Below are 13,791 nucleotides of genomic sequence, written 5' to 3' on the forward strand. Positions count from 1 at the left end.
TCCTACAGTTCCTGGGTAACCACAAGTGACCATGAACGAGGAGTACGGATGAGCATCACCCTGGTGAACCCCGCTGGACTGCCGGAGATCCCCGCCTACCGGCAGGTGTCGATCGCGACCGGGTCGAAGCTGGTCTTCATCGCGGGGCAGGTGTCCTGGGACGCCGACGGTGTCCTCGTCGGCGAGGGTGACCTCGCCGCACAGGTCGAACAGTGCTACCTGAACATCGGCACCGCGCTCGCCGAGGCCGGCGCCACCTTCGACGACGTCGCGAAGATGACCGTCTACGTCGTCGACTGGACGCCGGACAAACTCGCGCTGTTCCTCGAAGGCGTGGACCGGGCGGCCGCGAAGCTGGGCGGCACCCCGGTCCCGCCGGGGACACTGATCGGCGTCGCGGCCCTCGACGTGCCCGAGCACCTCGTCGAGGTCGAGGCGACCGCGGTCGTCGACTGAGCAGTCACTGACCGCGCGCGGCGCGCCAGATCGGGCTGTCGACGTAGTGGTTGTCGTACTGCTTCGAGGACGCGGCGATCTCCGAGGGGTCGGCTTCACCGCGCGCGACCCGGTCGAGGAGCCGGTAGTAGTCGAAGCGGGCCATGCCCGGGGTGAAGGTGACCAGGACGTCGGCGTCCGAGCCGGCGGCGGGGCCGAACGCGTGCGGCACCTTGGGCGGCACGGCGAGGAAGTCGCCCTTCTTCAGCGTGTGCAGGGTTTCCTCGACGAGAACCTGGAGTTTCCCTTCGAGCACGAAGAAGAACTCGGTCGCCCGGACGTGGAAATGGGCCGGGGTGCCGAAGACGCCGTTCTTCAGGGTCGCGCGGTTCGCGGTGAAGCCCCCGTCGGTGGTGTCCGAGTCGGCCAGCAGCGTGATTTCGCTGCCCGGCGCGTCGCTGACGATCTCGGCGTCGGCGGCCCGGAGAAGGATGGGGTCGAACATGGTGGAGTCTCCCTGGTTTTCCGTGGTCAGCAGGCTCGCTGACAGGACCAGCTTCTCGCCGCGCCAGTCCTTGATCAACGCGGAAAGCGGCACCGAACGATAATGCCCAGGTTATCGATCGCTGGTGTGTCGTGAGTGCCCGCCCGCCGCGTCCGCGGCCGCTGCGGCTCCTGGTGCACCTCGGGTGAGAGCGGCGATCCTGAGGGTAGTGAAGGCCTCCTTCGCTACCCTCAGGGTAGGCAAGGAGGCCTTCACGGACCCGCGATCAGCCGCAGTCAGAATCCGGTAGGTGTCTAGGACGCCTTGGTTCGGACCTGAATCGACACTTCCGGCCGGTCAGGCGGCGAAGACCTGCGAGTCGTCGGCGAACGCCTTGAACTCCAGAGCGTTGCCCGCTGGGTCCAGCAGGAACATCGTCCACTGTTCACCGGTCTGACCCTCGAAGCGGACGTAAGGCTCGATGACGAACGAGGTGTCCGCCGCGCGCAGCCGGTCCGCGAGCTTCCGGAACTCCGGCACGGTGAGGATCAAGCCGAAGTGGGGCACGGGAACGTCGTGCCCGTCGACGGGGTTGTGGATCTGGCGCGGCCGCTCGGGCGCGAGGTGCGTGACGAACTGGTGGCCGTGGAGGTTCCAGTCGATCCACGTGTCGGAGCTGCGGCCCTGTTCGAGGCCGAGGACTTCGCCGTAGAAGGTGCGTGCGGCGGCGAGGTCGTCGACGGGCATGGCGAGGTGGAAGCGCGGGATGGGGGAGTCGAGGACTGTCATACCCAAGGGATCCTTTCCAGCGGTAGGTGCACGTGTCGTAATGTTAACATTAGGACAAAGTGCGTGGTCGCTACTATCGGGCGTTCCGGCGGGAGGGATGAGCATGAGCGAACCCGGCAGGGTGGTGCCGGCACGTCGTCGCGGGCTGGCGGACGAGGTCGCCGACAGGGTCAGGGACGCCATCTTCGGTGGCTCCTATCCGCCTGGCGCGCAGCTGCGCGAGGTCGAGCTTTCGGCGGCGCTCGGCGTCAGTCGTGGCCCCGTGCGTGAAGCACTGCTGAGACTGGAGTGTGAGGGTCTGGTCCGCAGCGAATGGCATCGCGGCGCGATCGTCACGACCCTGTCCGATGTGGACGTCGCGGAACTCGACAGCCTGCGGTCGGCGCTGGAGCAGCTGGCCGTCCGGCTCGTGGTCGCGAACGCGCCGGACGCGGACCTTGCCGCGCTCGACGAGGTCGTCGACCGGATGGACCGGGCACGCGACGAGCACGAGATGGTCCGCTGTGACATCGACTTCCACGACGCGGTCTACGCGGCGTCCGGTCACCGGCGGCTCGTCGAAGCGTGGCAGGCGATCCGGTCGCAGGTGTACCTGTTCCTGCTGACCCGGATCGGTGTGAGCTCCGACGGCTACCTCGCGAGCATCCCGGCCGAGCATCGTCGGCTGGCGGCCGCTCTTCGTGCCCGTGACGGCGAGAAGGCGCTCGAACTGTTCGCCGTCCACCGCGGCGAGGCCTTCGCTGTGCTGACCGGGAAGTGATCGTGCCCGGCATCCTCTGGCGCGAACGGGACGAAATGGTGCGCGGGTCTTGACGGCAAGGTTGGCCAAGGCTTAACTCAAGCCCTGAAATAAGACGTGTCCCGGGTCACAGGCTCCGGACGCGGCTTGGCCACTCACCCCGAGGACCATCGATGCGAATCGGAAAGATCGCTCCCGCGCTCGTCCTGGCGCTGGCGGCCGCCGCCACGACGGCGTGCGGCGGCGGCGACACGTCGTCCAGTGCTCCCAAGGAGCTCGTGTACTGGGCGTCCAATCAGGGCACCAGTCTCGACAACGACAAAGCCGTACTACAGCCAGAACTCGACAAGTTCGAGAAGGCCTCCGGGATCAAGGTCAAGCTCGAGGTCGTCCCGTGGACGGATCTGCTCAACCGGATCCTCGCGGCCACCACCTCCGGCAAGGGGCCGGACGTGCTCAACATCGGCAACACCTGGTCGGCCTCGTTGCAGGCGACGGGGGCGTTCCTGCCGTTCGACGACGCCGCGCTGGAGAAGGTCGGCGGCAAGTCCCGCTTCCTCGGCCCATCGCTGGCGGCCACCGGGGCGAGCGGGCAGCCGCCGGTCGGCGTACCGCTCTACGGCCAGGCGTACGGCCTGTACTACAACAAAAAACTCTTCTCGGAGGCCGGTATCACCAAGCCGCCCGCCACCTGGGAGGAACTCGTCGAAGACGGCAAGAAGCTCACCAAACCCGACAAGGGCCAATGGGGGCTCTCGCTCCAGGCGGGTCAGGTCACCGAGAACAGCCACCACGCGGCGATCCTCGGCGCCCAGCACGGTGCGCAGTTCTTCACTCCCGAGGGCAAACCGCAGCTGGCCTCGGATCCGTCGGTCGCGGCCGTGCAGCAGTTCGTCGACCTGATGCAGAAGGACAAGATCGTCAACCCGGCCAACGCCGAGTACGCCGACACCGCCAAATCCCTCAAAGATCTGTCGGACGGCAAAGCCGCGATGTTCATGAACCAGGCCTCCGCGGGGTCGTTCAAGAACATCGGGATGGACATGGCGAACCTCGGTGTCGCGCCGATCCCGCTGCCCGCCACCGCGCCGCCGAACGGCCGCAAGGTGACCAGCTTCGTCGCCGGCATCAACATGGCGGTCTTCAAGAACACCAAGAACCCCGACGCCGCACTGGACTTCGTGAAGTTCATGGTCTCGGCGCCGGAGCAGGCGCTGCTCAACAAGACCTACGGTTCGCTGCCGACCGTCCAGGACGCCTACAGCGACACGGCGTTCCAGACCGAAGACGTCAAGGTCTTCCAGAACGTGCTCGCGAATTCGGCGGAGCCGATGCCCCAGGTCCCGCAGGAATCGCAGTTCGAGACCCTGATCGGCACCGCGATGAAGGCGATGTTCGCCGACGTCGCCGCGGGCAAGCCGGTCGACGGAACCAAGATCCGCGACCAGCTGAACCAGGCGGACCAGCAGATCGCGGCCGGTAGTTGATGCCGATCGCTCTCGACGACGCCCCGGCCGTGAAGGCGGCCGGGGCGCCCAGGCCGCGGCGTGCCCGGCGTAACCGGCGCCGGGTCGCGCTGCCGTATCTGCTCTTGCTGCCGGCGATCCTGCTCGAACTGCTCGTCCACCTGATCCCGATGGTCGCCGGGCTCGTGATGAGCTTCTTCAAGCTGACGCAGTTCTACATCCGTGACTTCTCGTCCGCTCCGGCGGCCGGGCTGGACAACTACAAGTTCGTCCTCGACTTCGACGCCGCGGCGGGGAAGGCGCTGCTCGGCTCGTTCTGGATCACCGTCCTCTACACGGTTCTCTCCGTCGGGTTCTGCTGGCTGTTCGGAACGTCGGCCGCCGTGCTGATGCAGAAGAACTTCCGCGGACGCGGCCTGCTCCGGACGCTGTTCCTCGTGCCGTACGCGCTGCCGATGTACGCCGCGGTGATCACTTGGTCGTTCATGTTCCAGAAGGACACCGGCCTGGTGAACGACCTGCTGGGCACCGACTCCTTCTGGCTCATCGGGGACAACAGCTTCTGGTCGCTCGTGGTGGTCTCGGTCTGGCGGAACTGGCCGTTCGCGTTCCTGATCGTGATGGCCGGGCTGCAGAACATCCCCGGCGAACTGTACGAAGCGGCGGCCATCGACGGCGCGGGCTGGTGGCGGCAGTTCCGGGCCATCACCCAGCCGATGCTGCGGCCGGTCAACCAGGTGCTGCTGCTGGTGCTGTTCCTGTGGACCTTCAACGACTTCAACACGCCTTATGTCCTTTTCGGAGCGTCCGCGCCGAAGGAGGCGTCACTGATCTCGATCCACATCTACCAGAGCTCCTTCGTGACCTGGAACTTCGGCCTCGGCTCGGCGATGTCGGTGCTGTTGCTGCTGTTCCTGCTCCTCGTCAGCACCGTCTACTTGGGACTGGCCGCGCGAAGGAGGAACGCCGTTGTCTGAGCCTCGCTGGGTCCCGTGGGCACGCCGATTCGTCCTCGGCTTCCTCGCCTTGTTCACGCTGGTGCCGCTGTACGCGATGGTTTCGTCGTCGCTGAAGCCGCTCGGGGACGTGCAGGGCACCTGGGAATGGGTGCCGACGACGCTGACCATCCAGCCGTTCTTCGACATCTGGGAGACCATCCCGCTCGCCGAATACTTCGTGAACAGCCTGGTCATCTCAGGCTCGGCCGCGATCCTCTCGGTGGTGATCGCGATCTTCGCGGCGTACGCCCTGAGCCGCTTCCGCTTCCGTGGCAAGAACTTCTTCAAGATGACCGTGCTGTCCACGCAGATGTTCCCCGGGATCCTGTTCCTGCTGCCGCTGTTCCTCATCTTCGTCAACATCGGCAACACCACCGGCATCGTCCTGTACGGTTCCCGGCTCGGGCTGATCATCACCTACCTCACCTTCTCGCTGCCGTTCGCCATCTGGATGCTCGCCGGCTACATCGACTCGATCCCCAAGGAGCTCGACGAGGCCGCGATGGTCGACGGCACCGGGCCGTTCGGCGCCCTGATCCGGGTGGTCGTCCCGGCGGCGATGCCGGGCATCGTCGCGGTGGGGATCTACTCGTTCATGACGGCCTGGGGCGAGGTCCTGTTCGCGTCGGTGCTGACCGATTCGGGCACGCGGACCCTCGCGGTCGGTCTCCAGGAGTACTCGACCCAGGTCCAGGTGTACTGGAACCAGGTCATGGCCGCGTCCCTGATCGTCTCCGTCCCGGTAGTCGCCGGATTCCTGCTGCTCCAGCGTTATCTCGTCGCCGGGCTCACCGCCGGTGCCGTGAAATGACCAGCCCGTCGCTCCGTACAGAGAGGCCAGCCTTGAATCTGCACCTGCCCGCCGACTTCCTGTGGGGTGCGGCCACCGCCGCGTACCAGGTCGAAGGTGCCGTCGAAGCCGACGGCCGCCTCCCGTCCATCTGGGACGACTTCGTCCGGGTCCCGGGTGCCGTCCTGAACGGCGACACCGCCGACGTCGCGTGCGATCACTACCGGCGCTGGCCGGAGGATCTCGCCATCATGAAGCGACTGGGCTTGGACGCCTACCGCTTCTCGGTCGCGTGGCCGCGGGTGATCCCGACCGGCCGCGGCGCGGTCAACCCGGCCGGACTCGACTTCTACGACCGGCTGGTCGACGCGTTGCTCGACGCCGGGATCCGGCCGTTCGCCACGTTGTTCCATTGGGATCTGCCGTCCGCCCTGCAAGCGAAGGGCGGCTGGCCCGAACGCGACACGGCCTATGCCTACGCCGACTACGCCGCCGCCGTGGCGGCTCGGCTGGGTGACCGGGTGAAGGACTGGAACACGGTCAACGAACCGCTGTGCTCGGCCTGGCTCGGCTACCTCGAAGGGCGTTTCGCCCCCGGGATCAAGGATCTTAAGCAAGCGATCCACGCCTCGCACCATCTCCTGCTCGCGCACGGCCTCGGGGTCCAGGCGATCACCGCGAACGCCGCACAGCCCGCGAACATCGGCCTGGTGGTCAATCTCAGCGGGATCGAGCCGGCGTCGGATTCCGCCGCGGACGTCGAGGCGGCGGCGCGGATGGACGGACACGTCAACCGCTGGTGGCTCGACCCGTCGAACGGCCGCGGCTATCCCGCGGACATGATCGAGGTCTACGGCGTCGAACCACCCGTGGCGGGGAACGATCTCGAGGTGATCTCGGCCCCGGTCGGCTACCACGGGCTGAACTACTACTTCCGGCAGATCGTCGAGGACGATCCGGACGGTCCCGCCCCGCGCGCCCGGCAGGTTCCGGTCGAGGGCGCGGCCACCACCGCGATGGGCTGGGAGATCCACGGGCAGGGGCTGGCGGACCTGATCCACCGGCTCACCGACGAGTACGGCGCCCGTGCCATCTACGTCACCGAGAGCGGGGCGGCCTTCGACGACAAGGTCGCCGAGGACGGATCGGTCCATGACGCCGACCGCATCGCCTACCTGGAAGAACATCTGGGCGCGGTGGCGGGCGCCGCCGAAGCGGGCGCACCGGTGAAGGGCTACTTCGCGTGGTCGCTGCTCGACAACTTCGAATGGGACAGCGGGCTGAGCAAGCGGTTCGGGCTCGTGCGGGTCGATTACGACACTCAGGTCCGCACGGTCAAGGCGAGCGGGCACCGGTACGCGGAGATCATCGCCGGGCACCGGCACCGCTCGTGAGTGGTAAGGACGGCTAGGGCCAAGGGTGTCTTGGCTACCTGCTGCCGATGCGCGTGATTGGATGGACGACTCGCGACGGAGCCCTGGCCGCGGTCGTGTCGTCCGGTCCGTCGCGTGAGAAGCCGGTCGGGTCTCGTGAGTGGTAAGGACGGTTCTAACCGTCCTTACCACTCACGAGCGGTTCGTGCGGGCGGATGGACCGAGGGGTCCGGATTCGTCGCGCGGTACGAACGGACGCCCGCCGAAACCTCCTAGGGTCGCCATGAACGAGGCGATCCTAGGAGGCGAAGCATGCGGACACTCTTGCGTGGCGGTCGTGTCATCGATCCGGCGACGGGGTTCGACGGCACGGCCGACGTGCTGGTATCCGACGGCGTGGTCACCGCCGTCGGGGAGGGATTGACCGCGGAGCCGGGCGACGTGGAGATCGACGTCTCCGGGCTCGTCGTCGGACCGGGCTTCATCGACTTGCACAGCCACGTGCACACCATCGCGGGCCAGCGGCTCCAGGCGATGGACGGCGTGACGACCGCGCTCGACCTCGAGGCCGGGTTGATGCCGATCGAGCGGGCCTACGCCGAGGCGGCCTCCACGGGCCGTCCGCTGCACTACGGTTTTTCCGCCTCCTGGGGTGCCGCGCGAGCGCAGGTGCTCGCCGGGATCGAGCCGGACGCGAATATCGACAGCGGGCTGGCGGTGCTCGGGAACCCGGCCTGGCAACGGTCTTCGTCACCGAAGGAACTGGCGGCCTGGCTGTCCCTTGTGGACGGTGAGCTGGCCGCGGGCGCGCTCGGTGTCGGCGTGCTGCTCGGCTACGCGCCCGACACCGACCCCGGCGAGTTCCTCGCGCTGGCCCGGCTGGCGAAGGAGGCCGGGGCGCCGACGTACACCCATGTCCGTGAACTGGTCGAGGTGAACCCGGAGACGCCGATCGACGGTTCGGCCGAGATCGCGATCGTCGCGGCCGAGACCGGTGCCGCGATGCACCACTGTCACGTGAACAGCACGTCCGGCCACCAGATCGAGCGGGTGCTCGCGGCGCTCGAAGCGGGACGGGCGGCCGGGTCGCGGGTGACCGTCGAGGCCTATCCGTACGGGGCGGGCAGCACGGGGATCGGCGCCGCCTTCCTTTCGCCCGAGCGCCTGAAGATGAAGGGGCTGTCCCCGTCCAGCGTGATCATGCTGGAGTCGGGTGAGCGCATCGCCGACGAAGGCCGCCTGCTCCAGGTGCGCGCGGAGGATCCCGGCGCGCCGTGCATCCTGGAGTTCCTCGACGAAAGCAGCCCGCACGACCTCGGTCTGCTGCGCCAGGCGCTCGCGTTCCCGGACGCCATCGTCGCCAGCGACGCGCTGCCCGTGTACTGGAAGAACGGCACCAGCGAGAGCACCGAATGGCCGCTGCCTCCTGGCGGCGCGACCCATCCGCGCACGGCCGGGACCTACGCCAAGACGTTGCGCTTGATGGTGCGTGAGAGCAAGGCCTGGACCTGGCTGGAGGCGTTCCGGCGCTGCTCCTACCTGCCGGCCCGGGTGCTCGACGAGGTCGCCCCAGGGGCCCTGGCGAAGGGGCGGCTGAACGCCGGTGCCGACGCGGACATCGTCGTGATCGACCCGCACGCGATCACCGACGCGGCGACCTATTTCGACTCGACTCGGCCCTCCGTCGGGGTCCGGCACCTGTTCGTCTCGGGAGTCCCGGTCGTCACCGACGGGAATCTGCGCACGGACGCGTTCCCCGGCAAGCCGCTGCGGGGTGAGCCGCGATGAGCGACCTGCTCGCCGACATCGAAACGCTGGTGCGCTGCGAGTCGCCGTCGTCGGATCACGAAGCGGTGGCCCGCAGCGCCGAAGTGGTGGCCGGAGTCGGCCGGAGACTGCTCGGCGTGGAACCGGAGAAGATCGTCGTCGACGGCGTCACCCATCTCCGCTGGAGCTTCGGCGCCGGACCGCCTCGTGTCCTGCTGCTCGGTCACCACGACACGGTATGGCCGCACGGTTCACTGGAGACCCATCCGTTCTCCGTGCGGGACGGAGTGTTGCGCGGACCCGGTTGCTTCGACATGAAGGCGGGGGTCGTGATGGCGTTGCACGCCGCCGCGACCGTGCCCGACCGCGACGGACTGTCCATTCTGGTCACCGGCGACGAGGAGATCGGCTCGCCGTCCTCCCGCGCGCTGATCGAGGAGACCGCGGCGCAGTGCGACGCCGCGTTCGTGCTGGAGGCTTCGGCCGACGGCGGCGCGCTGAAATGCCGCCGCAAAGGCGTTTCCCACTACCGGGTGGACGTGACCGGTCGCGCCTCCCACGCCGGGCTCGAACCGGAGAAGGGTGTCAACGCGGGAATCGAGATCTCCCAGCAGATCCTCGCGGTGGCCGCGCTCGCCGATGCACAGGCGGGCACGAGCGTGACGCCCACCGTCGTCTCGGCGGGAACGACGGTCAACACCGTACCGGCCGCCGCGCGGGTGGCCGTGGACGTCCGTGTCTGGAACGAGGCCGAACAACTCCGTGTCGACCGGGCGATCCGGGAGCTCCGTCCGGTCCTGGACGGTGCCGAGGTCCGCGTGACCGGCGGGATCAACCGGCCGCCGCTCGAAGCGGGTTCGTCGGCGGGATTGTTCGCGCTGGCTCAGGATCTGGCAGGGGAACTCGGGCTCGGAGAACTGATCTCCGCGTCGGTCGGCGGTGCTTCGGACGGCAACTACACCGCTGGGATGGGCGTTCCGACGCTGGACGGCCTTGGCGCCGTCGGTGGCGGGGCGCACGCGGATCACGAACACGTCCTCGTCGCGGAACTGCCGCGCCGTACCGCTCTGCTGGCCGCGCTCGTGGAAAACGTACTCGCGAAGCGGGGTCCGTCCGGTGCGACGAATCCCGCGAGCGAATCTGGTACGGCACGACGGTGACTCGGCCGAGGTGCCGGGAAAGGATTGCCCCGTGACAAATCTTGCTGCGAACGCGGAAAGCCCGGCGTCGGTGGCGGTACGCGACGAGGCTGTCGCCGCCGCGCGGGCCGCGGCCGTGGCTTCGGGCGTCGAAATCCGCGAACTGACCGAAATCGCCGAGCTGGCCGCCGTGGTCGGCCTGTTCGAGTCGATCTGGCGGTCCGGGCCGAGCGGCAGACCGGTGAGCACGGAACTGCTCCGCGCGATGTCCACGGCCGGCAACTACGTCGCGGGCGCTTTCGAGAACGGTGAACTGCTGGGTGCCTGTTTCGGCTTCTTCGGGAGTCCGGGAAAGGCGAGCCTGCACAGTCACATCGCCGGTGTCGCCAAGGCGGGCGCCGGCCGCGGGATCGGGCACGCGCTCAAACTGCACCAGCGCGGGTGGGCACTGCTCCAGGACGTCTCGGTGATCACCTGGACGTTCGACCCCTTGGTGCGGCGCAACGCCTATTTCAACCTGTGCAAGCTCGGCGCGCGCCCGATCGGTTACCTGCCCGACTTCTACGGTCCGATGGAGGACGACATCAACGGTTCGGGCGACACCGACCGGCTGATGGTCGGCTGGGATCTCCGGAGCCCGGAGGTCCGCGCCGCCGCCTTCGGCGAACCGGTCCTCATCGACGCGGAAGCGCTGGGCGCGGCGAGGGCGCTCTCGGTCGGTCCCGACGGCGGTCCGAGCATCGGATCCGCGGACACGCCGACCGTGCTCGTCGCGGTCCCGCCCGACATCGAACGGTTGCGCCGCACCGATCCCGGTCGCGGCAGCGCGTGGCGCGTCGCCCTGCGCGAAGTCCTCGGCGGACTGATGGCGGACAACGCCCATGTCGCCGGTTTCGATCGTGCCGGCTGGTACGTGATCTCCAAGGAGCAGTCATGAAACTCAGCGGTGTGGAACTGCGCCGGGTCCGGATGCCGCTCGTGGCCCCGTTCCGGACGTCGTTCGGGACGCAGTCCGAGCGGGAACTGCTGCTCGTCCGCGCGGTGACCCCGGCTGGCGAGGGCTGGGGCGAGTGCGTCGCGATGGAGGCGCCGCTCTACTCGTCGGAGTACAACGACGCCGCCGAGCACGTGCTGCGGAACCATCTGATCCCCGCCCTGCTGGCGGCCGAGGACGTGACCGCGCACAAGGTGACGCCGTTGCTGGCGAAGTTCAAGGGGCACCGGATGGCGAAGGGCGCGCTCGAAATGGCGGTCCTCGACGCCGAACTCCGCGCGCATGACCGGTCCTTCGCGGCCGAGCTGGGGTCCACTCGCGACTCCGTGGCCTGCGGGGTCTCGGTCGGGATCATGGACTCGATCCCGCACCTGCTCGACGTCGTCGGCGGATACCTCGACGAGGGCTACGTCCGGATCAAGCTGAAGATCGAACCCGGCTGGGACGTCGAGCCGGTCCGCCGAGTCCGTGAGCGCTTCGGTGACGACGTGCTGCTGCAGGTCGACGCGAACACCGCGTACACGCTGGGCGACGCGCCCCTGCTGTCTCGGCTCGACCCGTTCGACCTGCTGCTGATCGAGCAGCCGCTCGAAGAAGAGGACGTGCTGGGCCACGCCGAACTGGCCAAGCTGATCCGGACGCCGATCTGCCTCGACGAGTCGATCGTCTCGGCCAAGGCCGCCGCGGACGCGATCAAGCTCGGCGCCTGCCAGATCGTCAACATCAAACCGGGCCGGGTCGGCGGCTACCTCGAAGCCCGCCGGGTGCACGACGTCTGCGCGGCGCACGGGGTCGCGGTGTGGTGCGGCGGGATGATCGAGACCGGGCTGGGCCGTGCGGCCAACGTCGCCCTGGCCTCGCTGCCCGGCTTCACGCTGCCGGGCGACACCTCGGCGTCCGGCCGGTTCTACCGCACCGACATCACCGAGCCGTTCGTGCTGGACGGCGGGCACCTGCCGGTACCGACCGGACCGGGGCTCGGCGTGACTCCGATTCCCGGCCTGCTGGACGAGGTCACCACTGAGAAAGCGTGGATCGGTTCGTAGCGTTCTACGAATTCCGGGGTTAGATTTGGTCGGATCGAACCGGTCGGTTCGACGACGCCGGGTTTAACTTCGGGGGGTGCTGACACCGGTGCCCAGCAAGCCGCATACGAGCTTGGGACGCGTCCTCGAAGACCTCGGGGACGTGCTCCTGGAGCCGGTCGCGGTCGGCCGGACCACCCGCAAGCAGCTCGGCGGGGTGGTCATCCACGATCCGCACGACGAATCCGACATCCCTGGCGGTGCCGTCGTGCTCGGCGTCGGGGTGCGGGACCAGGACGAGGTCGTCCGCCTCTTGCACGACGTGGGTGCGAGAGGCGCGGCGGCGCTCGTCGTCCGGTCTCCCGTCACCCCGGCGCCGGAACTCCGGCGAGCCGCGGAGTCTTCCGGGGTCGCCCTGCTGGGGCTCGTGCGAGGCGCGTCCTGGGCGCAGCTCGCCGCCATGCTCAGGACGTTGCTCGCCGAAGAGGACGTCGGCGAGGTCTCGCCGCAAACCCTCGGTGGAATGCCTTCGGGTGATCTGTTCGCGCTGGCCAACGCGATCGCCGCGCTCATCGACGCGCCGGTGACCATCGAGGATCGCAACAACCGGATCCTCGCGTTCTCCGGACGCCAGGACGAAGCGGACCCGTCCCGGGTGGAAACGATCCTCGGCAGGCAGGTTCCGGAGCGGTTCGCCCGCGGCCTCGAACAGGACGGCGTCTTCGAGAAGCTGTACCGAGACCAGGCGCCCGTGTACGTCGATCCGCAGCGGTACGACGACAGTGCCATCGCGCTGCCTCGCGTGGCGCTCGCCGTCCGCGCCGGCGACGAGGTGCTCGGATCGATCTGGGCCGCGGTCCGGGAACCGCTCAGCGGGGAGCGCACGCAGGCGTTGATCGACGCCGCCAAACTCGTCGCGTTGCACCTGCTCCGGCTACGCGCGGGCGCCGACGTCGAGCGGCGGCTGCGCGCGGATCTGGTGAGCACGGCACTCGAAGGAGGGTCCAGTGCGCCGGAGGCCATCGCCCGGCTCGGGTTGCTCGGCCAGCCGTCGATCGTGCTCGCCATGGGACTGCTCGGCGCACCCGACCCCGAGGACGACCTCCGGCTGGTCGCGGACCGCCAGCGGGTGGCCGACGCGCTGGCCATGCACCTGAGCGCCGTCCAGCCTCGTTCGGCCGTCGCGCTGGTCGGCGACGTCGCGTACGGCATCCTCCCGATGCCCGGCGGTCAGGCCGACTGCCAGGAGCGTTCGGTTCGGGTCGCGTCGACCTTTCTGGAGCGCACGGGACGCCGGGCGGCGGCCGCGATCGGCATCGGGCCGCTCGCGCTCGACGCGTCCGGTCTCCACGCCTCCCGCGACGGTGCGGACCGGGCGTTGCGCGTGCTGCTCACCAACGGCGGCGCCAAACGCGTCGCGACCGCCGAAGACGTTCACGTCGACGCGCTCATGCTGGAGCTGGCCGACCTCGCCGCGGCCAGGGGAGACGTCGCGACGGGGCCGGTCGCGCGGTTGCTCGCCTACGACGCTCAGCACCAATCACAACTGGTGCACACCCTTCGGTGCTGGCTCGACGCTTTCGGTGACATCGGAGCCGCGTCCGCGTCGGCCTACGTCCATCCGAACACCTTCCGCTACCGGCTGCGGCGCCTCGCCGAAGTCGGCGAGATCGACCTCGACGACGCGGGGGAGCGGTTCGCCGCGATGCTGCAATTGCGGCTGCTGCCCCGCGACGCGCGGACCGGGCCGCCCGGCACTGAAGACTGACCTTCGGTCTTCCGGCCCGAAACG

Annotated in this window: 13 protein-coding genes; 11 read left to right on the forward strand and 2 right to left on the reverse strand. The window is 68.7% G+C overall.

Annotated elements, in window-relative coordinates; all coding sequences use genetic code 11:
- Positions 1-48 precede the first annotated feature (48 nt).
- The gene (locus AC069I_RS39805) at positions 49-456 is read left to right on the forward strand and encodes a RidA family protein (protein WP_478226114.1); all 408 of its coding nucleotides are present in this window, start codon (positions 49-51) and stop codon (positions 454-456) included.
- Positions 457-460: 4 nt separating this feature from the next.
- Here the strand turns inward: AC069I_RS39805 and AC069I_RS39810 are convergent, their stop codons facing one another.
- Both AC069I_RS39810 and AC069I_RS39815 read right to left on the reverse strand, forming a co-directional pair.
- Positions 461-1,033, reverse strand: a complete 573-nt coding sequence (locus AC069I_RS39810) for a cupin domain-containing protein (RefSeq protein WP_478267682.1) — start codon at positions 1,031-1,033, stop codon at positions 461-463.
- A gap of 243 nt (positions 1,034-1,276) precedes the next feature.
- Positions 1,277-1,708, reverse strand: a complete 432-nt coding sequence (locus AC069I_RS39815) for a VOC family protein (protein ID WP_478226116.1) — start codon at positions 1,706-1,708, stop codon at positions 1,277-1,279.
- A gap of 103 nt (positions 1,709-1,811) precedes the next feature.
- On the opposite strand from AC069I_RS39815, the gene AC069I_RS39820 reads away from it, so the two are divergent.
- The 10 genes from AC069I_RS39820 to AC069I_RS39865 all read left to right on the forward strand — a co-directional run bounded on the left by AC069I_RS39820 (position 1,812) and on the right by AC069I_RS39865 (position 13,767).
- Complete coding sequence (locus AC069I_RS39820; RefSeq protein ID WP_478267683.1) at positions 1,812-2,468, forward strand: GntR family transcriptional regulator; 657 nt, start codon at positions 1,812-1,814, stop codon at positions 2,466-2,468.
- 152 nt (positions 2,469-2,620) lie between these two features.
- Positions 2,621-3,934 (forward strand): ABC transporter substrate-binding protein, encoded by a 1,314-nt coding sequence (locus tag AC069I_RS39825; protein ID WP_478233588.1) that lies wholly within the window; start codon positions 2,621-2,623, stop codon positions 3,932-3,934.
- Complete coding sequence (locus AC069I_RS39830; RefSeq protein ID WP_478267684.1) at positions 3,934-4,890, forward strand: carbohydrate ABC transporter permease; 957 nt, start codon at positions 3,934-3,936, stop codon at positions 4,888-4,890. The genes AC069I_RS39825 and AC069I_RS39830 overlap by 1 nt, the downstream gene beginning before the upstream one ends.
- On the forward strand, positions 4,883-5,722 hold the full coding sequence (locus AC069I_RS39835; RefSeq protein WP_478267685.1) for a carbohydrate ABC transporter permease: 840 nt from the start codon (positions 4,883-4,885) through the stop codon (positions 5,720-5,722). Before AC069I_RS39830 ends, AC069I_RS39835 begins: the two co-directional genes overlap by 8 nt.
- A gap of 32 nt (positions 5,723-5,754) precedes the next feature.
- Entirely contained in the window at positions 5,755-7,095 is a 1,341-nt protein-coding gene (locus AC069I_RS39840) for a GH1 family beta-glucosidase (RefSeq protein ID WP_478226122.1), read from the forward strand.
- A gap of 291 nt (positions 7,096-7,386) precedes the next feature.
- Positions 7,387-8,862, forward strand: a complete 1,476-nt coding sequence (locus AC069I_RS39845; RefSeq protein WP_478226123.1) for an amidohydrolase family protein — start codon at positions 7,387-7,389, stop codon at positions 8,860-8,862.
- Positions 8,859-10,001 (forward strand): M20 family metallopeptidase, encoded by a 1,143-nt coding sequence (locus AC069I_RS39850; protein WP_478267686.1) that lies wholly within the window; start codon positions 8,859-8,861, stop codon positions 9,999-10,001. The genes AC069I_RS39845 and AC069I_RS39850 overlap by 4 nt, the downstream gene beginning before the upstream one ends.
- A gap of 31 nt (positions 10,002-10,032) precedes the next feature.
- Positions 10,033-10,917 (forward strand): GNAT family N-acetyltransferase, encoded by an 885-nt coding sequence (locus tag AC069I_RS39855; protein WP_478226125.1) that lies wholly within the window; start codon positions 10,033-10,035, stop codon positions 10,915-10,917.
- Complete coding sequence (menC, locus tag AC069I_RS39860; protein ID WP_478267687.1) at positions 10,914-12,020, forward strand: o-succinylbenzoate synthase; 1,107 nt, start codon at positions 10,914-10,916, stop codon at positions 12,018-12,020. Before AC069I_RS39855 ends, menC begins: the two co-directional genes overlap by 4 nt.
- 76 nt (positions 12,021-12,096) lie before the next feature.
- Positions 12,097-13,767, forward strand: a complete 1,671-nt coding sequence (locus AC069I_RS39865) for a PucR family transcriptional regulator (RefSeq protein WP_478267688.1) — start codon at positions 12,097-12,099, stop codon at positions 13,765-13,767.
- The last annotated feature ends 24 nt before the right edge of the window (positions 13,768-13,791 follow it).

It is taken from the genome of Amycolatopsis sp. NPDC043885 (assembly GCF_056435685.1).

Coding starts and splice junctions, on each gene's coding strand:
- AC069I_RS39850 (WP_478267686.1), top strand. CDS start 8,859: ATGAGCGACCTGCTCGCCGACATCGAAACGCTGGTGCGCTGCGAGTCG.
- AC069I_RS39845 (WP_478226123.1), top strand. CDS start 7,387: ATGCGGACACTCTTGCGTGGCGGTCGTGTCATCGATCCGGCGACGGGG.
- menC (WP_478267687.1), top strand. CDS start 10,914: ATGAAACTCAGCGGTGTGGAACTGCGCCGGGTCCGGATGCCGCTCGTG.
- AC069I_RS39820 (WP_478267683.1), top strand. CDS start 1,812: ATGAGCGAACCCGGCAGGGTGGTGCCGGCACGTCGTCGCGGGCTGGCG.
- AC069I_RS39825 (WP_478233588.1), top strand. CDS start 2,621: ATGCGAATCGGAAAGATCGCTCCCGCGCTCGTCCTGGCGCTGGCGGCC.
- AC069I_RS39805 (WP_478226114.1), top strand. CDS start 49: ATGAGCATCACCCTGGTGAACCCCGCTGGACTGCCGGAGATCCCCGCC.
- AC069I_RS39815 (WP_478226116.1), bottom strand. CDS start 1,708: ATGACAGTCCTCGACTCCCCCATCCCGCGCTTCCACCTCGCCATGCCC.
- AC069I_RS39830 (WP_478267684.1), top strand. CDS start 3,934: ATGCCGATCGCTCTCGACGACGCCCCGGCCGTGAAGGCGGCCGGGGCG.